This window comes from Streptomyces sp. M2CJ-2 (assembly GCF_016757295.1).
Taxonomy (GTDB): Bacteria; Actinomycetota; Actinomycetes; order Streptomycetales; family Streptomycetaceae; genus Streptomyces.
Genome location: NZ_JAESIF010000003.1, coordinates 158933 through 175508 on the forward strand (window position 1 = coordinate 158933; position 16576 = coordinate 175508).

A 16576-nucleotide genomic window follows, 5' to 3' on the forward strand; every position below is an offset into this window, starting at 1 on the left:
CCGAGTCGTATTCCCGGCTGCGGAGCCGGGCGTCCGCGAGGAGGTGGGCACTGCGTGGGGTGGAGGACAGCAGCACGCTGAAGGCCGCGCGCCCGCGTTCCGGGAGGACGCACTGTCCCAAAAGCGTGAGCATTTCGACGGCGACTGTCCTGATGGCGCTCGTTTGAGTACCTGCGTGACACATGTTCGCCGACTGCTCACGCTTTTCCGCGAGGCATGCGTCTCCGGCCCCGCAACGTCGGGGCCGCGAAGATCTCCTGTGCCACCCGACGGGGTGTCTTCTGCACCTGTGACGGTGGTCCGTCGTTGTCGAGTGCCGCCGGTCATGGGTGACCGGTATGGCGTGGTGACGCTCGAAAGCGTGAATCGTTCCTTGCTTTCAGCGGTCGGCCGACTTTCGATCCGAAACAGCTGCGGATCCTTGAGCTGCGGTATGGGGCGATCCGGGCGCAGGCTCTCACTCCTCGGGAGTCGCCGGCCTTCGTGGAGCAAGTGCTGGGAGAGACATGCTCCGCAAGACTTCTGCCGGAGACGCTTCTGAACTGCTCTGCTTCAAGAGCAGTTACAGCGACGGCCCCGAGGGCGACTCCTGCGTGGAGAGCGCGATGGCGCCCCGCACCGTCCACGTCCGCGACTCCAAGAACGTGGCAGGTCCTCGGCTCACCCTCGCGTCGGGCGCGTGGACGAGCTTCGTGACGTACGCGTCGGAGCGCTGACACCCCAACAGCACGTGCTCCGCGCCGGCCCTGCGGGAGGCAGGCCGTCGATCAGGCGCCGGTATATCGCGATATGGAACATGTGCCTCGGCGCCCCGGCCCGGGGCGTCTTCTTTCGAGACCCATCGAACCTTGACCGCGCCCTCCTCGGCGAGCCGTGTCAGTGCCGGGTGCGGCACGGCTTCCTTGGCCGTGCCACGTCCCGATTCCTCGGGTTGCTGGAGCAGCACGTACCCGTAACCCTCCCCGCGCTCCAGCGCGGTCGGTGCGGCAGGAGTTCGGCTTCGCGTCGAGGTGTCCGTACGCCGTCGACCGCAGCGCACCGAACAGGCTGCTGCCGACCTACGGGTTCCGGCCGTCGACGCGTTGCCCTCCTTGACTTGTGGCCACCCCAGGAGTCTAAAGTGCTAGGCAACTAGGTAAATGGAGGAACCGGTGATTGAGTTCCACCTCGACAGTCAGTCCGGCCTGTCTCCGTACCAGCAGGTGGTGCAGCAGGTGCGGCATGCGCTGCGTCTGGGTCTGCTGAAGGAGGGGGACCGGCTTCCGACGGTCAAGGACGTGGCGGGACGGTTGGCGATCAACCCGAACACCGTGCTCAAGGCGTACCGGGAGCTGGAGCACCACGGGCTGGTGGCCGCCCGGCCGGGCGTCGGGACGTTCGTGACCCGGACGCTGGCCGACGACACGCTCGCCGCGCACGGACCGCTCCGCAAGGACCTGCGCCGCTGGCTGACCAAAGCGCGCCTTGCCGGGCTCGACGGGGAGAGCATCGAGGCGCTGTTCATGAACACCTTTCGTGACGCCGCCGGAGAGGACGTAGCGTGAACGCTGTCTTACGGGCCCAGGGTTTGGGCAAGAGGTACAAGCAGCGGTGGGCGCTGCAGAACTGCGACCTGGACGTCCCCGCCGGGCGCGTGGTCGGCCTGGTCGGTCCCAACGGGGCCGGCAAATCGACCCTGTTGCACCTGGCTTCCGGCATGCTCACCCCGACGGCCGGCACCATCGAGGTGTGCGGCGGCCGACCCGCCGCGGGTGTGGAGCAGCTGGCCAAGGTCGGTTTCGTCGCCCAGGACACCCCCACCTACGCCACGCTGAGCGTCGCCGACCATGTGGACCTCGGCAAGCGCCTCAACCCGAGCTGGGACGACGCCGTGGCGAGCGAGCGGATCCGTCGCCTCGGCCTGGACCCCGAGCAGAAGGCCGGCAGGCTGTCCGGTGGCCAGCGTGCGCAGCTCGCCCTCACCCTGGGCATCGCCAAACGCCCGGAGCTGCTCATCCTGGACGAGCCGGTCGCGGCCCTCGACCCGCTCGCCCGACGGGAGTTCATGCAGGACCTGATGGAGGCCGTCGCCGAGCACGAGCTGAGCGTCGTGCTCTCCTCCCACCTGGTCTCCGACCTGGAGCGGGCCTGCGACTACGTCATCGTGCTGGTCGACTCCCACGTGCGGGTGGCCGACGACATCGACGACCTGGTCGCCCGCCACCACCGGCTCACCGGTCCGTGCCGGGACCCTGCCACCCTTCCGGCCGGTCAGCACGTCATCACCGCCAGCCACACCGACCGCCAGACCACCCTCCTGGTACGCACCGAGGCTCCCGTCAACGATCCCTCCTGGACCGTCAGCCCCCTCGGCCTGGAAGACATCGTCCTGGCCTACATGACCCGACCCGCCGACGCGGTCCGTGACACCCGACCCGCGCTGGAGGTCCTCCGATGATCTGGCTGATTTGGCGTCAGTTCCGTGCCCAGGCCGCCGTGATGTTCGCCTTCGTGGCCGTCCTCGCCGCGGTGCTCGCGGTCACCGGCCCGCAGCTGGCCGACCTCCACCGAGTCGCCGGCAGCAGCCTGGCGGACCGGATCTCCAGTTCGGACCGGACCCTCTACCACACCGGACTGCTGGTCGTGCTCGCCGTGCCGGTGGTCATCGGGATGTTCTGGGGCGCGCCGCTGATCGCCCGTGAACTGGAGACCGGCACCCACCACCTCGCGTGGAACCAGGGCGTCACCCGCACCCGCTGGCTGGCGACCAAGCTGGGCGTCGGCGCGGCGGCCGCCATGACCGCCGCCGGACTGGCCGCACTCGCGGTGAGCTGGTGGAGCAGCCCCATCGACCGGGCCGTCGACGGGGGCGGCCCGACGGACACGTACTTCTCGCGGCTCGACCCCATGGCCTTCGCCGCACGGGGTGCCGTCCCCGTCGCCCATGCCGCCTTCGCCTTCGTCCTGGGCGTCGCCCTCGGCCTCGTCATCCGCCGCACCCTGCCCGCGATGGCGACCGCACCCGTCCTCTACGCCGCCGTCCAGATCACCGTGCCGATGTGGGTCCGGCCTCATCTGATCACCCCGGACCGGACCACCGTGCCGATCGAGTCCGGCATCCCCATCAGCATCCAGGACGAGAGCGCCAAGGAGATCGTCGTACACACCCCGATCTGCCCGGTGCCTGGATCACCTCCCAACAGACACTGGACGCCGCCGGCCGGCCGTCCTCCCCGCCGTCGTTCTTCGGCGACTGCCTGTACGGCGATTCGGACATCCCCAGCCTGCAGCACGTCGACCGCTGCATCGCCGACCTCGGGGCCCAGGGCTACCAGCAGCAGGTGACGTACCATCCCGCCGGTGACTTCTGGGCCCTGCAATGGGCCGAGACCGGGATCTACCTCGGTCTCGCCCTGGGCCTGACCGGGTTCTGCGCCTGGTGGATCCGCCGCCGACTGAACTGACGGACGCCCCCGACACGGGGCGGCCGGCGAGTGGGCAGCCGAGATCCGGCTGCCCACTCGCGACGCTGCTGCGAGGCGTGAGCGGTGTCGATCAACTCTTCGGCTTGATGTTTGCGTTGAGGTGGAAGAGGTTCGCGGGGTCGTACTTCGCCTTGACCGCCGAGAGGCGTTCGTAGTTCGTGCCGTAGCCCTCGCGCAGGAGTTGCTCGCCCTCCTCGAGGAAGCCGGGGAAGTTGAGGTAGACGCCTCCGGCGGAGAACGAACTCAGGTCGGCGAAGGTGTCGCGCACCCAGGTCATGTTCTCGGCCGAGTCGGCCTCCGCCTCCCAGTTCGCCTCGATTCCGAGCAGGTAGGGGGCGCCGCGGTTGGCGAAGGCGGTCTCCTCCTCGCCGACGCGGGCCATGGCACCGCCCTGGTACCAGACGTCGATGGTGCTGCGGGGCGAAGGCGCCGCGGCGGCGCGCTCGGCGAGCCGCTCGATCAGCTCGTCGCCGAGTTCGGGCACGTTCACGGACTTCCAGTAGTAGTGCAGGCCGTCGGGGTAGTCCTCGTCCAGGATCGCCTGGACCTCCGTGTAGGGCATGGGGCCGCTGAGGTCGAAGAGCGGGTCGGCGATCTCCCGCAGCGGCCGGAGCAGCCGCTCGCCCTCCGCCGGGTCGCCCGGGTACGGCGCGAGCAGGGCTGTGAAGTCCTTCCCGTGCGCCTCGGGCGGGAAGGGCTCTGCCGCCGGGACCTTCCCGAGAACTCCGATCGGGGCGAAGTCGTCCGGTCGCTGGGACAGGTAGTGCTCGCAGGCCCGCAGCACCTCCTTGGTGCGGTCCGCGGGGTAGAGCACGAAGCAGAGGAAAACCTCCGGCCCGAGAGGATGCAGGCGGTACTCGAACGAGGTGACGACGCCGAAGTTGCCGCCACCGCCCCGGACCGCCCAGAGGAGGTCCTGGTGCTGGGTCTCGTCGGCGACGAGGAGGCGCCCGTCAGCGGTGGCAACCCGTACGGACAGGAGATTGTCGCAGCTCAGCCCGTGTTTGCGCCGGAGCCAGCCTATTCCCCCGGACAAGGTCAGGCCGGCTGCCCCCGTCTCCGTCACCACGCCCAACGGAGTGGCGAGCCCATGGCGCTGGGTCTCCCGGTCGATGTCCCCCAACGTGCAGCCGCCCTGCGCGACCGCCCTTCGCCCCTCCGGGTCGACGTCGACCCCTCGCATCTCCGACAGGTCGATGACCAGACCACCGTCGCAGACCGCCTGACCGGCGACGCCGTGTCCGCCCCCGCGCACGGCGACGAGCATCTCGTTGTCGCGGGCGAAGTCGACCGCGGTGACCACGTCCTCGTCGCCCACGCACCGGGCCACCAGGGCCGGACGCCTGTCGATCATGCCGTTCCAGAGCCGTCGTGCCGGCTCGTAGGCGGCCTCCCCGGGCCGGACGACCCTGCCACGCAACCTGGAGGCGAACGCGTCCACGAGGGAGTTTGGAACGTCCGCCTGCTCGTCGTGCCGACCTTCCTGCCCCTTGACCGGCGTGCCGCTGCGGCTGTGCCTCCCGTCCATGGGGATCACCTCCCGGTTTTCAGCATCACGCCTGGCGGGAGGAGGTGCCATTCGAGCTCTCTGCGCACCGTGCCGACCGTCCCGCGCTTCGTACGAAGAGTCTCGAATGGCGGACAATTGTGCGAGGCCCTTGGCCTTCCGCTTAACACATGAGTAACACTGAAGGGTCGACTGCTGTATCGAAAATCCATGAGGCGGTCGCCGTCCTGCGCGAGGCAATGGCGCCGCGCGCCCATCACCGGGCCCGTTCCGGTGTCAGCCGCGCCAGAAAGGGACCCCGTGACTTCACGACCCGGCTTCACCTCCTCGCTCGAGAACCTGCGTACCGAGATCCTGCGCCGCAATCCGGCCGAACCCGAGTTCCACCAGGCCGCGCGCGAGGTGCTGGACACCCTCGGGCCGGTGCTCAGGGCGCGTCCGGAGTACGCGGAACCGGGGCTCGTCGAGCGGCTCATCGAGCCGGAGCGGCAGATCATCTTCCGGGTGCCGTGGCAGGACGACCAGGGGTGTGTTCACGTCAACCGGGGATTCCGGATCGAATACAACAGCGCCCTCGGCCCGTACAAGGGCGGTCTGCGCTTCCACCCCTCGGTGAATCTCGGGATCATCAAGTTCCTCGGCTTCGAGCAGGTCTTCAAGAACGCGCTGACCGGGCTCGGCATCGGCGGCGGCAAGGGCGGCAGCGACTTCGACCCGCAGGGCCGCAGTGACGCGGAGGTCATGCGCTTCTGCCAGTCGTTCATGACGGAGCTGTACCGGCACATCGGTGAGTACACCGACGTACCGGCGGGCGACATCGGTGTCGGCGCCCGCGAGATCGGCTACCTGTTCGGCCAGTACCGGCGGATAACCAACCGCTGGGAGGGCGGCGTCCTGACCGGCAAGCGCGCCGGCTGGGGCGGCTCGCTGATACGGCCGGAGGCGACCGGATACGGCAACGTGCTGTTCGCGGAGGCGATGCTGCACGAGCGTGGCGAGGAACTGGAGGGCCAGACCGCGGTCGTCTCCGGATCCGGAAACGTCGCGATCTACACCATCCAGAAGCTGACGGCCCTCGGCGCCAACCCGGTGACCTGCTCCGACTCCAGCGGCTACGTGTTCGACGAGAAGGGCATCGACCTGGAGCTGCTGTGCCAGATCAAGGAGGTCGAGCGCGGCCGGGTGAGCGCGTACGCCGAGCGGCGTGGCGCCTCCGCGCGGTTCGTGCCCGGCGGGCGTGTCTGGGAGGTCCCGGCCGACATCGCCCTGCCGTCGGCGACGCAGAACGAGCTGAACGCGGACGCCGCCGCCGTACTCATCCGCAACGGCGTGAAGGCGGTGTCGGAGGGCGCGAACATGCCGACGACGCCGGACGCCGTGCAGCTCTTCCAGAAGGCCGGAGTCGCCTTCGGGCCCGGCAAGGCCGCGAACGCGGGCGGGGTCGCGGTCAGCGCGCTGGAGATGACGCAGAACGCGTCGCGCACGACGTGGAAGGCCGACCAGGTCGAGAACGAACTGGCCCGCATCATGACCGACATCCACAACACGTGCGCCGAGACCGCCGACCGCTACGGCGCCCCCGGCGACTACGTCGCGGGCGCGAACATCGCCGGCTTCGAGCGGGTCGCGGACGCGATCCTGGCGCAGGGCGTCATCTGACGGCGCCGGTGCCGAGCGGGGAAGGGCCGAGAGCCCTTCCCCGCTCGGGCTGAGGGGGGCCGTACCCCACACGGCCCTGGTGTGCGCCTCGCGCGGCCGAGGAGACTGGGACACATGCAGAAGCTCTCCCTCGACGCCCTCGCCCGCGAGCACCTCGAACGCGCTGCCGCCGCTTCCACCGGCCGCAGCGCGAGCACGGTCTACGGCGGCCACGAGCACGTCCTGCGCCAGACCCTCCTCGCTCTGACCGCCGGCACCTCCCTCGCCGAGCACGACAGCCCCGGCGAGGCGACCCTGCTGGTCCTGAGCGGTCGCGTCCGCCTCACCAGCGGCGACACCTCGTGGGAGGGCCGGACCGGCGACCTGCTCGCCGTCCCACCGGCCCGCCACGGTCTGGAGGCCCTGGAGGACGCGGCAGTGATCCTCACCGTCGCCACAAAGGGCTGAAGAGCCCGCGAGGACCACCGCCCGCATGGCGTGCGGCCCGGCGTGTCGGCAGGGGTGTCAGATGCGGTGGACGGTGTGCAGGGTCCGGGCGTACGTGCCCGTGCCGTCCAGGAGGGAAGCGCCTCCCAGGTCCGACATGGTGGGGCCGTTGATCGTCTTGCGGCTGGACAGGAAGCGGCGCTTGCCGGCCGTGTCCGTGCCGAGGTGGATCCCGACGTGGTCTGCCGTGGCCGTGGGGCCGTCGTCGCCCGAGTCCGCGTTGAACAGCACGAGATCGCCCGGCTGAAGCTGCTCCGCCGCGGGCGGGTTCACCCCGTCGGTGCGGGCGATGCGCACCCCCGGGGTGTGGTCGGCCATGTCACGGGAGCGCCGGGGTATCCGGGTGCCGGAGGTGTCCGCCTTCGCGGCCATCGGCACCCCCATGTGGTAGCCGTACACCATGCGCGTGTAGCCCGAGCAGTCGAGAGCGCCCCTCTGATCGCTGTCCGGATCGCTGTCCGGACCCGTGTAGGTGCCGTCGGGGAAGGTCCAGCCGGTGTCCATGTACTCGTGGAAGTCGGCGCCCTCGACGCGGTAGCCCCGCGCGTCCGAGTAACCGTACTTCGCCGCACCCAGGACCTTCTTGCCCTCCGCCGGTCCGGAGCCGGAGACCACCGCGGGGGCGCCGGGGAGGAACATGGCCGCGTAGGCCAGGACGTCCGGCGCGGTGGAGCCGGCCCAGGCGCGAACGGTGCTCTCCAGTTCCGGCGTCCAGTTCCCGTCGAAAGGCTCGGGCAGCACCCGCACCCAGTCCCCGTGGGTGACGGTCGGCGGGTCGGCCCAGGTGGCGGCGGTCACCTCGAAACGGCTGACGAGCAGCTTCACCGGCAGGTTGGTGCAGCCGCGGTTGGCCAGGGCGCGCAGGCCGACCCGTCCCGCGCCGAGGTCCGAGTCGGTGACGTCGACCAGCCATGCGCCGGGCTCGGGCGAGGCGGACGCCCAGGCCTTGACCCGGATCCTGCTGCCCTCGCGGAGCACGCGGATCGTCCAGTCCGTGCCCGCGGGCACGCCCGTGGCGACCGTGATGGCCGAGGTCAGCTGGGTGACGACGTCGGCCTTCTCCTTCTCCACCCGCAGCTGCACCGCACCGCTGGTGACGAAGGACAGCCGGGCCCGGTAGTTGTTGCGGGTGTCCTGGTAGCCGAAGGACAGCGCGTAGGAGCAGGCTTCTCCGGTGGGAACCTTGTCGAAGCGCGCGACGGAGCGGACGTCGACGTCGGTGATGGCGTCGTCACGGACGCTGGCGTAGCGGCTGGCGTTGTCGGTGGTCAGAGCGATGGTGCCGGTGCCCGGAACCACCGAGTAGTCGGTGTCGACGGGGCCGAGGGTGGACCAGGTGCCGCCGCCGGGGGAGCTACCCCAGTACGAGCGCTTCTCCGCGGGCAGGGACAGGTCGGGCAGGGTGCGTCTGAAGTCGTCCGCGAAGGGTCTCTTGTTCTCCGTGAACGTCCGCTCGGGTCCCGGCAGCAGCACCGTGCGGGCGCCGTGCGTCAGGAGGGCGACACGTCTGCCGCCCGAGGTGATCTCGGTACGGGGCAAAGTGCCCGGCAACACGGTCGCGGTGAGGGGCGACCGCAGCGTCTCGCGGATGAAGTGGGAGGCGTCCAGCGGCGCCGTCGTCACGGAGGAGGGGGCGGAACGCAGTCCCGCCGGAGCCGCGAGCGGCTCGGCCGGTGAGGCCGTACCGGCGGCGTGGGCCGAGGAGGCGGTCGTGCCGGCCAGCGGGAGAGCGGCGGCGGAGGCGGCGAATACGGCGAGCACACTGCGCCGTGAGGTGTTCGACATGCCTGTCATGATCAGGCCTGCAGGGTTCCGCCCGTACCCCGGGTGATCATGTTTGGCCCGTGTCACTTCCGGGGTATCCTCATCCGCCCGATTGGCCAGCCCCCTGCCCTCTGTGGCAAACTAGCCGGGTTGCTCGGTCGAGCGCCGATGCTGCGCGCCTCCCGCCGGGAGGACCGGAAGCGAGTCCCACAGTACTCGTCGTCCCATGCATTGCACCGAGAGGTGCAGGGGCGGACGTACGGGAATCTTCCGGGAAGCGTCAGCGGGGTGCAGGCCAGGCACCCGGTGGGCCTCTCGCCCCCAGCCGCGGTTCCGGAAGGGTCCGCACTCCCCGTACAGGGAAGTTCCGACAAGGGACATCCATGTCAGCGGGAGCGCGACACGCCCGACCGCGTGGGTCGGAGGGGAGGGCGGGAACACCGGGTTCCGGAGCGTTTACGAGAGACAGGACTACGAAGTAGCCATGGCGGGACAGAAGATCCGCATCCGGCTCAAGGCCTACGACCACGAGGTCATCGATTCCTCGGCGAAGAAGATCGTCGAGACGGTGACGCGTACTGGTGCGTCGGTCGCGGGCCCGGTGCCGCTGCCCACTGAGAAGAACGTGTACTGCGTCATCAAGTCGCCGCACAAGTACAAGGACTCGCGCGAGCACTTCGAGATGCGCACGCACAAGCGCCTCATCGACATCCTCGACCCGACCCCCAAGACCGTTGACTCTCTGATGCGACTCGACCTCCCGGCCGGTGTCGACATCGAGATCAAGCTCTGAGGGCCGGTGATCTGAGAGATGACCAAGCAGATCAAGGGCATCCTGGGCGAGAAGCTCGGTATGACGCAGGTGTGGGACGAGAGCAACCGTGTTGTTCCCGTCACCGTCGTCAAGGCCGGGCCCAACGTCGTCACCCAGGTCCGTACGAACGACGTCGACGGCTACGAGTCCGTGCAGATCGCCTTCGGTGAGATCGACCCGCGCAAGGTGAACAAGCCCCTCAAGGGCCACTTCGCGAAGGCCGACGTCACCCCCCGTCGCCACCTCGTCGAGCTCCGCACCGCGGACGCCTCCGAGTACACGCTGGGCCAGGAAGTCACCGCTGAGGTGTTCGAGGCCGGCGTGAAGGTCGACGTGACGGCGAAGAGCAAGGGCAAGGGCTTCGCCGGCGTCATGAAGCGTCACAACTTCAAGGGCAACAACTCCTCGCACGGTGCCAAGCGCGTGCACCGCATGCCCGGCTCCATCGGCGGTTGCGCCACCCCGGGTCGTGTGTTCAAGGGCCAGCGCATGGCGGGCCGCATGGGCAACGAGCGGGTCACCACCCAGAACCTGACCGTCCACGCCGTTGACGCGGAGAAGGGTCTGCTGCTCATCAAGGGCGCGGTTCCCGGTCCGAACGGCGGCCTCGTCCTGGTCCGCACCGCGGCCAAGGGGGCCTGAGGTAACGATGAGCACTGTTGACATCCTTTCGCCGGCAGGCGACAAGGCCGGTACCGTCGAGCTCCCCGCGGAGATCTTCGGCGTGGAGAAGGTCAGCATTCCGCTGATCCACCAGGTCGTCGTCGCTCAGCTGGCCGCTGCCCGCCAGGGCACGCACAAGACCAAGACCCGCGGTGAAGTCCGTGGTGGCGGCAGGAAGCCGTACCGCCAGAAGGGCACCGGCCGCGCCCGTCAGGGTTCGACCCGTGCGCCGCAGTTCGCCGGCGGTGGCGTCGTCCACGGCCCGCAGCCGCGCGACTACTCGCAGCGGACCCCGAAGAAGATGAAGGCCGCGGCCCTGCGCCACGCCCTCACCGACCGGGCCCGCCACGACCGCATTCACGTCGTCACCGGCGTGATCGAGGGCGAGACCCCCTCCACGAAGGCCGCCAAGACGCTGTTCGGCAAGATCTCGGAGCGCAAGAACCTGCTCCTGGTCGTCGACCGCGCCGACGAGGCCGCGTGGCTGTCCGCCCGCAACCTGCCCCAGGTGCACATCCTGGAGCCGGGCCAGCTGAACACGTACGACGTTCTCGTCTCGGACGACGTGGTCTTCACCAAGGCCGCTTTCGAGTCCTTCGTCGCCGGCCCGAACAAGGCCAACGACAACGAAGGGAGCGAGGTCTGATGGCTGTCCGTCACCCCTCCGTCGCCTCCAAGGCGGCGAAGAAGGCCAAGGAGGCGCGCCTCAAGAAGGCACGCCGCCACGCCACCGAAGGCAAGAACACCGTCATCACCCCGGTGAGCAAGTCGTTCACGGACCCCCGTGACGTCCTGATCAAGCCGGTCGTGTCGGAGAAGAGCTACGCGCTCATCGACGAGAACAAGTACACGTTCATCGTCGCTCCGGGCTCCAACAAGACGGAGATCAAGGAGGCCGTGCAGGCGGTCTTCTCGGTCAAGGTCACCGGCGTCAACACGATCAACCGCCAGGGCAAGCGCAAGCGCACGCGCACCGGCTTCGGCCAGCGCACGGGCACCAAGCGCGCGATCGTGACCCTCGCCGAGGGCGACCGTATCGACATCTTCGGCGGTCCGACCTCCTGACGGAGGTCGGAACGTCCAGATTTCGGAACAAACTTCCGAGGACTGAGAGACAATGGGTATCCGCAAGTACAAGCCGACGACCCCGGGCCGTCGTGGCTCCAGCGTCGCCGACTTCGTCGAGATCACGCGGTCCACGCCGGAGAAGTCGCTGGTCCGTCCCCTGCACAGCAAGGGCGGCCGTAACAATTCCGGTCGTGTGACCGTCCGCCACCAGGGTGGCGGACACAAGCGCGCCTACCGCGTGATCGACTTCCGTCGTCACGACAAGGACGGCGTGCCGGCGAAGGTCGCGCACATCGAGTACGACCCCAACCGCACCGCGCGCATCGCGCTCCTGCACTACGCGGACGGCGAGAAGCGCTACATTCTCGCGCCGCGTGGCCTGAGCCAGGGCGACCGCGTCGAGAACGGTCCCGGGGCCGACATCAAGCCGGGCAACAACCTTGCCCTGCGCAACATCCCGGTCGGTACGACGCTGCACGCCATCGAGCTGCGTCCCGGCGGCGGCGCCAAGTTCGCCCGCTCCGCCGGTGCCTCGGTGCAGCTGCTCGCGAAGGAGGGCCAGATGGCCCACCTGCGCATGCCGTCCGGTGAGATCCGCCTGGTCGACGTCCGCTGCCGCGGCACCATCGGCGAGGTCGGCAACGCCGAGCAGAGCAACATCAGCTGGGGCAAGGCCGGTCGTAAGCGCTGGCTGGGCGTCCGCCCGAGCGTGCGTGGTGTGGTCATGAACCCGGTGGACCACCCGCACGGTGGTGGTGAGGGCCGTACCTCCGGTGGTCGCCACCCGGTGTCCCCGTGGGGCCAGAAGGAAGGCCGTACTCGGGCGCCCAAGAAGGCGTCGAACAAGTACATCGTCCGCCGCCGCAAGACGAACAAGAAGCGCTAAGGACGGGTTGAGATGCCTCGTAGCCTGAAGAAGGGGCCCTTCGTCGACGACCACCTGATCAAGAAGGTGGACGTCCAGAACGAAGCCGGCACCAAGAACGTCATCAAGACCTGGTCCCGTCGCTCGATGATCGTCCCGGCCATGCTCGGCCACACGATCGCGGTGCACAACGGCAAGACCCACATTCCGGTGTTCGTCACCGAGTCGATGGTCGGCCACAAGCTCGGCGAGTTCTCGCCGACGCGCACCTTCCGGGGTCACGTCAAGGACGACCGGAAGTCGAAGCGCCGCTAAAGGCGGGGTGGAATGACCATGACAGACACTGGAAGGACAACCATGGAAGCCAGGGCCCAGGCGCGGTACATCCGCGTCACGCCCATGAAGGCCCGCCGTGTGGTGGACCTCATCCGTGGCATGAACGCCACGGAGGCTCAGGCGGTCCTGCGTTTCGCCCCGCAGGCCGCGAGCGTGCCGGTCGGCAAGGTGCTGGACAGCGCCATCGCCAACGCCGCGCACAACTACGACCACACCGACGCCGACAGCCTCATCATTTCCGAGGCGTACGTCGACGAGGGTCCGACCCTGAAGCGGTTCCGTCCGCGCGCCCAGGGTCGTGCCTACCGGATCCGCAAGCGGACCAGCCACATCACCGTGGTCGTCAGCAGCAAGGAAGGAACCCGGTAATGGGCCAGAAGGTTAACCCGCATGGGTTCCGGCTCGGTGTCACGACCGACTTCAAGTCGCGTTGGTACGCCGACAAGCTGTACAAGGACTACGTCAAGGAAGACGTCGCCATCCGTCGGATGATGACGTCCGGCATGGAGCGCGCCGGCATCTCGAAGGTGGAGATCGAGCGCACCCGTGACCGTGTGCGGGTGGACATCCACACCGCGCGTCCGGGCATCGTCATCGGCCGCCGCGGCGCCGAGGCCGACCGCATCCGCGGCGACCTCGAGAAGCTCACCGGCAAGCAGGTCCAGCTGAACATCCTCGAGGTCAAGAACCCCGAGACGGACGCTCAGCTCGTGGCCCAGGCCGTCGCCGAGCAGCTCTCCTCCCGCGTCTCCTTCCGCCGTGCCATGCGCAAGAGCATGCAGTCGGCGATGAAGGCGGGCGCCAAGGGCATCAAGATCCAGTGCGGTGGCCGTCTCGGCGGCGCCGAGATGTCCCGCTCGGAGTTCTACCGCGAGGGCCGTGTGCCCCTGCACACGCTCCGCGCGAACGTGGACTACGGCTTCTTCGAGGCCAAGACGACCTTCGGCCGCATCGGTGTGAAGGTCTGGATCTACAAGGGCGACGTCAAGAACATCGCCGAGGTCCGCGCCGAGAACGCTGCTGCCCGCGCCGGCAACCGCCCGGCTCGTGGCGGTGCCGACCGTCCGGCCCGTGGTGGCCGCGGTGGCGAGCGTGGCGGGCGCGGTCGCAAGCCGCAGCAGGCTCCGGCTGCCGAGGCCCCCAAGGCCGAGGCTCCCGCTGCCGCTCCGGCTGAGAGCACCGGAACGGAGGCCTGACCGACATGCTGATCCCCCGTAGGGTCAAGCACCGCAAGCAGCACCACCCCGGCCGCAGCGGCATGTCCAAGGGCGGAACGCAGGTTGCGTTCGGCGAGTACGGCATCCAGGCGCTGACCCCGGCGTATGTGACGAACCGCCAGATCGAGGCGGCTCGTATCGCCATGACCCGCCACATCAAGCGTGGCGGCAAGGTCTGGATCAACATCTACCCGGACCGCCCGCTGACGAAGAAGCCGGCCGAGACCCGCATGGGTTCCGGTAAGGGTTCTCCGGAGTGGTGGATCGCCAACGTCAAGCCCGGACGCGTCATGTTCGAGCTGTCGTACCCCAACGAGAAGATCGCCCGTGAGGCGCTGACCCGTGCGGCCCACAAGCTGCCGATGAAGTGCCGGATCGTCAAGCGCGAGGCAGGTGAAGCGTGATGTCGGCCGGTACCAAGGCGTCCGAGCTGCGCGAACTGGGTGACGAGGAGCTTCTCGCGAAGCTCCGCGAAGCCAAGGAAGAGCTGTTCAACCTCCGCTTCCAGGCGGCGACCGGACAGCTCGAGAACCACGGCCGGCTGAAGGCCGTCCGCAAGGACATCGCGCGGATCTACACCCTGATGCGCGAGCGCGAGCTGGGCATCGAAACGGTGGAGAGCGCCTGATGAGCGAGAACAACGTGACTGAGACGAACACTGAGGCTCGCGGCTTCCGCAAGAGCCGTGAGGGCATCGTCGTCAGCGACAAGATGGACAAGACCGTCGTCGTCGCCGTCGAGGACCGCAAGAAGCACGCGCTGTACGGCAAGGTCATCCGCAGCACGAGCAAGCTCAAGGCCCACGACGAGCAGAACGCCGCCGGCGTCGGCGACCGCGTCCTCCTGATGGAGACCCGGCCGCTGTCCGCGACGAAGCACTGGCGCATCGTCGAGATCCTCGAGAAGGCCAAGTAGGTAATTCCCGCAAGGGAATTCCAAAAAGTACGTTCCTGCGGGGCACCCCTCGCAGGACAGTTCCGCCAGGCTCCGACGGGGCTACCGCGTTCGACTGAGAACGCGCAGGCCCCGTCGGGGAACCGGCAGACATTCAGGAGATAGACGTGATCCAGCAGGAGTCGCGACTGCGCGTCGCCGACAACACGGGGGCGAAGGAAATCCTTTGCATCCGTGTGCTCGGTGGCTCCGGTCGCCGCTACGCGGGCATCGGTGACGTCATCGTCGCCACCGTCAAGGACGCGATCCCCGGCGGCAACGTGAAGAAGGGTGACGTCATCAAGGCGGTCATCGTTCGCACCGTCAAGGAGCGCCGCCGTCCGGACGGCTCGTACATCCGCTTCGACGAGAACGCCGCCGTCATTCTGAAGAACGACGGCGACCCCCGTGGCACCCGTATCTTCGGCCCGGTCGGCCGAGAGCTGCGCGAGAAGAAGTTCATGAAGATCATCTCCCTCGCGCCGGAGGTGCTGTGAGCATGAAGATCAAGAAGGGTGACCTGGTCCAGGTCATCACCGGCAAGGACAAGGGCAAGCAGGGCAAGGTCATTGCCGCTTACCCGCGCGAGGAGCGCGTCCTGGTCGAGGGTGTCAACCGGGTCAAGAAGCACACCAAGGCCGCTCCGACCGCCGGTGGTTCGCAGGCCGGCGGGATCGTGACCACCGAGGCCCCCGTCCACGTGAGCAACGTGTCGCTCGTCGTGGAGAAGGACGGCAAGAAGGTCGTGACCCGCGTCGGCTACCGCTTCGACGACGAAGGCAACAAGATCCGCGTTGCCAAGCGGACGGGTGAGGACATCTGATGGCTACCACCACCACTCCGCGTCTGAAGACGAAGTACCGCGAGGAGATCGCGGGCAAGCTGCGTGAGGAGTTCTCCTACGAGAACGTCATGCAGATTCCCGGCCTCGTCAAGATCGTGGTCAACATGGGTGTGGGCGACGCCGCCCGCGACTCCAAGCTGATCGAGGGCGCCGTGCGCGACCTCACCACGATCACCGGTCAGAAGCCGGCCGTCACCAAGGCCCGCAAGTCCATCGCGCAGTTCAAGCTGCGTGAGGGTCAGCCGATCGGTGCCCACGTCACGCTCCGTGGCGACCGCATGTGGGAGTTCCTGGACCGCACCCTGTCGCTCGCGCTGCCGCGCATCCGCGACTTCCGCGGTCTGTCCCCCAAGCAGTTCGACGGCCGTGGCAACTACACCTTCGGTCTCACCGAGCAGGTCATGTTCCACGAGATCGACCAGGACAAGATCGACCGTGTCCGGGGTATGGACATCACCGTGGTCACCACGGCGACCAACGACGCAGAGGGCCGTGCCCTTCTCCGTCACCTCGGCTTCCCGTTCAAGGAGGCGTGAGCGAGATGGCGAAGAAGGCTCTCATCGCGAAGGCTGCTCGCAAGCCCAAGTTCGGAGTGCGCGGCTACACCCGCTGCCAGCGCTGCGGTCGTCCGCACTCCGTGTACCGCAAGTTCGGCCTGTGCCGCGTGTGCCTTCGTGAGATGGCTCACCGTGGCGAGCTGCCGGGCGTGACCAAGAGTTCCTGGTAATCCGGTAGTTCCGGACTCCCAGGGCTCTCGGTAAGCAATGGGAATCGGCGGGAGGCCCGCTCCACATGGCTTAGGCTTGTGGGGTTGGGCACCTGCCGTGCCCCGAAGCACGCGGGCGACAACCCGCTCATGTTTGCTTACTACGCCGTAGGTCCACCGCGCCGCACCCGTCCCGTCTCGGATCGGGGAGAGGGATGGCGCACCAGGAAACCACGGCGAGAGAGGCCGA

24 protein-coding genes and 1 pseudogene are annotated in these 16576 nt (G+C 68.4%); 23 read left to right on the plus strand and 2 right to left on the minus strand.

Translation table 11 applies throughout. The annotated features are described in order from the left end of the window. Positions 1 to 375 precede the first annotated feature (375 nt). The 6 genes and pseudogenes from JL475_RS39800 to JL475_RS41150 form a co-directional block, all read left to right on the plus strand. A pseudogene (locus tag JL475_RS39800) lies at positions 376 to 507 on the plus strand (transcriptional regulator); the annotation flags it as partial. Then, entirely contained in the window at positions 507 to 716 is a 210-nt protein-coding gene (locus JL475_RS05045; RefSeq protein ID WP_202275724.1) for a DUF397 domain-containing protein, read from the plus strand. The pseudogene JL475_RS39800 and the gene JL475_RS05045, both read left to right, overlap by 1 nt. Before the next feature lie 423 nt (positions 717 to 1139). Next, the gene (locus tag JL475_RS05050; RefSeq protein WP_202275726.1) at positions 1140 to 1544 is read left to right on the plus strand and encodes a GntR family transcriptional regulator; all 405 of its coding nucleotides are present in this window, start codon (positions 1140 to 1142) and stop codon (positions 1542 to 1544) included. Then, on the plus strand, positions 1541 to 2437 hold the full coding sequence (locus JL475_RS05055) for an ABC transporter ATP-binding protein (protein ID WP_202275728.1): 897 nt from the start codon (positions 1541 to 1543) through the stop codon (positions 2435 to 2437). Before JL475_RS05050 ends, JL475_RS05055 begins: the two co-directional genes overlap by 4 nt. After that, on the plus strand, positions 2434 to 3324 hold the full coding sequence (locus JL475_RS05060; RefSeq protein ID WP_237406230.1) for a transporter: 891 nt from the start codon (positions 2434 to 2436) through the stop codon (positions 3322 to 3324). The genes JL475_RS05055 and JL475_RS05060 overlap by 4 nt, the downstream gene beginning before the upstream one ends. Continuing rightward, positions 3321 to 3443 (plus strand): hypothetical protein, encoded by a 123-nt coding sequence (locus JL475_RS41150; protein WP_272932897.1) that lies wholly within the window; start codon positions 3321 to 3323, stop codon positions 3441 to 3443. The genes JL475_RS05060 and JL475_RS41150 overlap by 4 nt, the downstream gene beginning before the upstream one ends. Positions 3444 to 3534: 91 nt before the next feature. Here the strand turns inward: JL475_RS41150 and JL475_RS05065 are convergent, their stop codons facing one another. Next, the gene (locus JL475_RS05065) at positions 3535 to 4992 is read right to left on the minus strand and encodes an FAD-binding oxidoreductase (protein WP_237406231.1); all 1458 of its coding nucleotides are present in this window, start codon (positions 4990 to 4992) and stop codon (positions 3535 to 3537) included. Positions 4993 to 5271: 279 nt separating this feature from the next. On the opposite strand from JL475_RS05065, the gene gdhA reads away from it, so the two are divergent. Then, positions 5272 to 6630, plus strand: coding sequence for an NADP-specific glutamate dehydrogenase (gdhA, locus tag JL475_RS05070; protein WP_202275730.1), 1359 nt, complete (start codon positions 5272 to 5274; stop codon positions 6628 to 6630). A 114-nt stretch (positions 6631 to 6744) separates the two neighbouring features. Continuing rightward, positions 6745 to 7077 carry a cupin domain-containing protein gene (locus tag JL475_RS05075; protein ID WP_202275732.1) on the plus strand — a complete coding sequence of 111 codons (333 nt, stop codon included), beginning with the start codon at positions 6745 to 6747 and terminating at the stop codon, positions 7075 to 7077. Positions 7078 to 7134: 57 nt separating this feature from the next. On the opposite strand, the gene JL475_RS05080 is transcribed toward JL475_RS05075, so the two are convergent. Continuing rightward, a complete protein-coding gene (locus JL475_RS05080; protein ID WP_202275734.1) occupies positions 7135 to 8901 on the minus strand; it encodes an NlpC/P60 family protein in 1767 nt (588 codons plus the stop codon). A 463-nt stretch (positions 8902 to 9364) separates the two neighbouring features. Between JL475_RS05080 and rpsJ the strand changes: the two genes are divergently transcribed. The 15 genes from rpsJ (at position 9365) to JL475_RS05155 (ending at position 16347) form a co-directional block, all read left to right on the plus strand. Continuing rightward, entirely contained in the window at positions 9365 to 9673 is a 309-nt protein-coding gene (gene rpsJ / locus JL475_RS05085; protein WP_003948644.1) for a 30S ribosomal protein S10, read from the plus strand. A gap of 18 nt (positions 9674 to 9691) precedes the next feature. Further along, complete coding sequence (rplC, locus tag JL475_RS05090; RefSeq protein WP_202275736.1) at positions 9692 to 10336, plus strand: 50S ribosomal protein L3; 645 nt, start codon at positions 9692 to 9694, stop codon at positions 10334 to 10336. A gap of 7 nt (positions 10337 to 10343) precedes the next feature. Further along, entirely contained in the window at positions 10344 to 11003 is a 660-nt protein-coding gene (gene rplD, locus JL475_RS05095) for a 50S ribosomal protein L4 (protein WP_109381517.1), read from the plus strand. Next, a complete protein-coding gene (gene rplW, locus JL475_RS05100) occupies positions 11003 to 11422 on the plus strand; it encodes a 50S ribosomal protein L23 (RefSeq protein WP_202275738.1) in 420 nt (139 codons plus the stop codon). The genes rplD and rplW overlap by 1 nt, the downstream gene beginning before the upstream one ends. Before the next feature lie 52 nt (positions 11423 to 11474). Further along, positions 11475 to 12311, plus strand: coding sequence for a 50S ribosomal protein L2 (rplB, locus tag JL475_RS05105; protein ID WP_109381515.1), 837 nt, complete (start codon positions 11475 to 11477; stop codon positions 12309 to 12311). 12 nt (positions 12312 to 12323) lie between these two features. After that, on the plus strand, positions 12324 to 12605 hold the full coding sequence (rpsS, locus tag JL475_RS05110; protein ID WP_003948639.1) for a 30S ribosomal protein S19: 282 nt from the start codon (positions 12324 to 12326) through the stop codon (positions 12603 to 12605). A 42-nt stretch (positions 12606 to 12647) separates the two neighbouring features. Then, positions 12648 to 12995 (plus strand): 50S ribosomal protein L22, encoded by a 348-nt coding sequence (gene rplV, locus JL475_RS05115; protein WP_202275746.1) that lies wholly within the window; start codon positions 12648 to 12650, stop codon positions 12993 to 12995. After that, positions 12995 to 13822 carry a 30S ribosomal protein S3 gene (rpsC, locus tag JL475_RS05120; RefSeq protein WP_004927271.1) on the plus strand — a complete coding sequence of 276 codons (828 nt, stop codon included), beginning with the start codon at positions 12995 to 12997 and terminating at the stop codon, positions 13820 to 13822. Before rplV ends, rpsC begins: the two co-directional genes overlap by 1 nt. A 5-nt stretch (positions 13823 to 13827) precedes the next feature. After that, entirely contained in the window at positions 13828 to 14247 is a 420-nt protein-coding gene (gene rplP, locus JL475_RS05125; RefSeq protein ID WP_202275750.1) for a 50S ribosomal protein L16, read from the plus strand. After that, positions 14247 to 14471, plus strand: a complete 225-nt coding sequence (rpmC, locus tag JL475_RS05130; RefSeq protein ID WP_003998824.1) for a 50S ribosomal protein L29 — start codon at positions 14247 to 14249, stop codon at positions 14469 to 14471. The genes rplP and rpmC overlap by 1 nt, the downstream gene beginning before the upstream one ends. Next, positions 14471 to 14758, plus strand: coding sequence for a 30S ribosomal protein S17 (gene rpsQ / locus JL475_RS05135; RefSeq protein ID WP_202275757.1), 288 nt, complete (start codon positions 14471 to 14473; stop codon positions 14756 to 14758). The genes rpmC and rpsQ overlap by 1 nt, the downstream gene beginning before the upstream one ends. A 146-nt stretch (positions 14759 to 14904) precedes the next feature. Then, a complete protein-coding gene (rplN, locus tag JL475_RS05140; protein ID WP_003992364.1) occupies positions 14905 to 15273 on the plus strand; it encodes a 50S ribosomal protein L14 in 369 nt (122 codons plus the stop codon). Between the two features lie 2 nt (positions 15274 to 15275). Then, on the plus strand, positions 15276 to 15599 hold the full coding sequence (rplX, locus tag JL475_RS05145) for a 50S ribosomal protein L24 (protein WP_202275758.1): 324 nt from the start codon (positions 15276 to 15278) through the stop codon (positions 15597 to 15599). Next, positions 15599 to 16156 (plus strand): 50S ribosomal protein L5, encoded by a 558-nt coding sequence (gene rplE / locus JL475_RS05150; RefSeq protein ID WP_202275759.1) that lies wholly within the window; start codon positions 15599 to 15601, stop codon positions 16154 to 16156. The genes rplX and rplE overlap by 1 nt, the downstream gene beginning before the upstream one ends. Before the next feature lie 5 nt (positions 16157 to 16161). Then, complete coding sequence (locus JL475_RS05155; protein WP_003948630.1) at positions 16162 to 16347, plus strand: type Z 30S ribosomal protein S14; 186 nt, start codon at positions 16162 to 16164, stop codon at positions 16345 to 16347. The last annotated feature ends 229 nt before the right edge of the window (positions 16348 to 16576 follow it).

Excerpts from the sequence above, each read along its gene's own strand:
- JL475_RS05045 (WP_202275724.1), top strand. The coding sequence starts at position 507 with ATGCTCCGCAAGACTTCTGCCGGAGACGCTTCTGAACTGCTCTGCTTC.
- JL475_RS05050 (WP_202275726.1), top strand. The coding sequence starts at position 1,140 with ATGGAGGAACCGGTGATTGAGTTCCACCTCGACAGTCAGTCCGGCCTG.
- JL475_RS05060 (WP_237406230.1), top strand. The coding sequence starts at position 2,434 with ATGATCTGGCTGATTTGGCGTCAGTTCCGTGCCCAGGCCGCCGTGATG.
- JL475_RS05065 (WP_237406231.1), bottom strand. The coding sequence starts at position 4,992 with ATGGACGGGAGGCACAGCCGCAGCGGCACGCCGGTCAAGGGGCAGGAA.
- JL475_RS05075 (WP_202275732.1), top strand. The coding sequence starts at position 6,745 with ATGCAGAAGCTCTCCCTCGACGCCCTCGCCCGCGAGCACCTCGAACGC.
- JL475_RS05080 (WP_202275734.1), bottom strand. The coding sequence starts at position 8,901 with ATGTCGAACACCTCACGGCGCAGTGTGCTCGCCGTATTCGCCGCCTCC.
- rpsJ (WP_003948644.1), top strand. The coding sequence starts at position 9,365 with ATGGCGGGACAGAAGATCCGCATCCGGCTCAAGGCCTACGACCACGAG.
- rplC (WP_202275736.1), top strand. The coding sequence starts at position 9,692 with ATGACCAAGCAGATCAAGGGCATCCTGGGCGAGAAGCTCGGTATGACG.
- rplD (WP_109381517.1), top strand. The coding sequence starts at position 10,344 with ATGAGCACTGTTGACATCCTTTCGCCGGCAGGCGACAAGGCCGGTACC.
- rplW (WP_202275738.1), top strand. The coding sequence starts at position 11,003 with ATGGCTGTCCGTCACCCCTCCGTCGCCTCCAAGGCGGCGAAGAAGGCC.
- rplB (WP_109381515.1), top strand. The coding sequence starts at position 11,475 with ATGGGTATCCGCAAGTACAAGCCGACGACCCCGGGCCGTCGTGGCTCC.
- rpsS (WP_003948639.1), top strand. The coding sequence starts at position 12,324 with ATGCCTCGTAGCCTGAAGAAGGGGCCCTTCGTCGACGACCACCTGATC.
- rplV (WP_202275746.1), top strand. The coding sequence starts at position 12,648 with ATGGAAGCCAGGGCCCAGGCGCGGTACATCCGCGTCACGCCCATGAAG.
- rpsC (WP_004927271.1), top strand. The coding sequence starts at position 12,995 with ATGGGCCAGAAGGTTAACCCGCATGGGTTCCGGCTCGGTGTCACGACC.
- rplP (WP_202275750.1), top strand. The coding sequence starts at position 13,828 with ATGCTGATCCCCCGTAGGGTCAAGCACCGCAAGCAGCACCACCCCGGC.
- rpmC (WP_003998824.1), top strand. The coding sequence starts at position 14,247 with ATGTCGGCCGGTACCAAGGCGTCCGAGCTGCGCGAACTGGGTGACGAG.
- rpsQ (WP_202275757.1), top strand. The coding sequence starts at position 14,471 with ATGAGCGAGAACAACGTGACTGAGACGAACACTGAGGCTCGCGGCTTC.
- rplX (WP_202275758.1), top strand. The coding sequence starts at position 15,276 with ATGAAGATCAAGAAGGGTGACCTGGTCCAGGTCATCACCGGCAAGGAC.
- rplE (WP_202275759.1), top strand. The coding sequence starts at position 15,599 with ATGGCTACCACCACCACTCCGCGTCTGAAGACGAAGTACCGCGAGGAG.
- JL475_RS05155 (WP_003948630.1), top strand. The coding sequence starts at position 16,162 with ATGGCGAAGAAGGCTCTCATCGCGAAGGCTGCTCGCAAGCCCAAGTTC.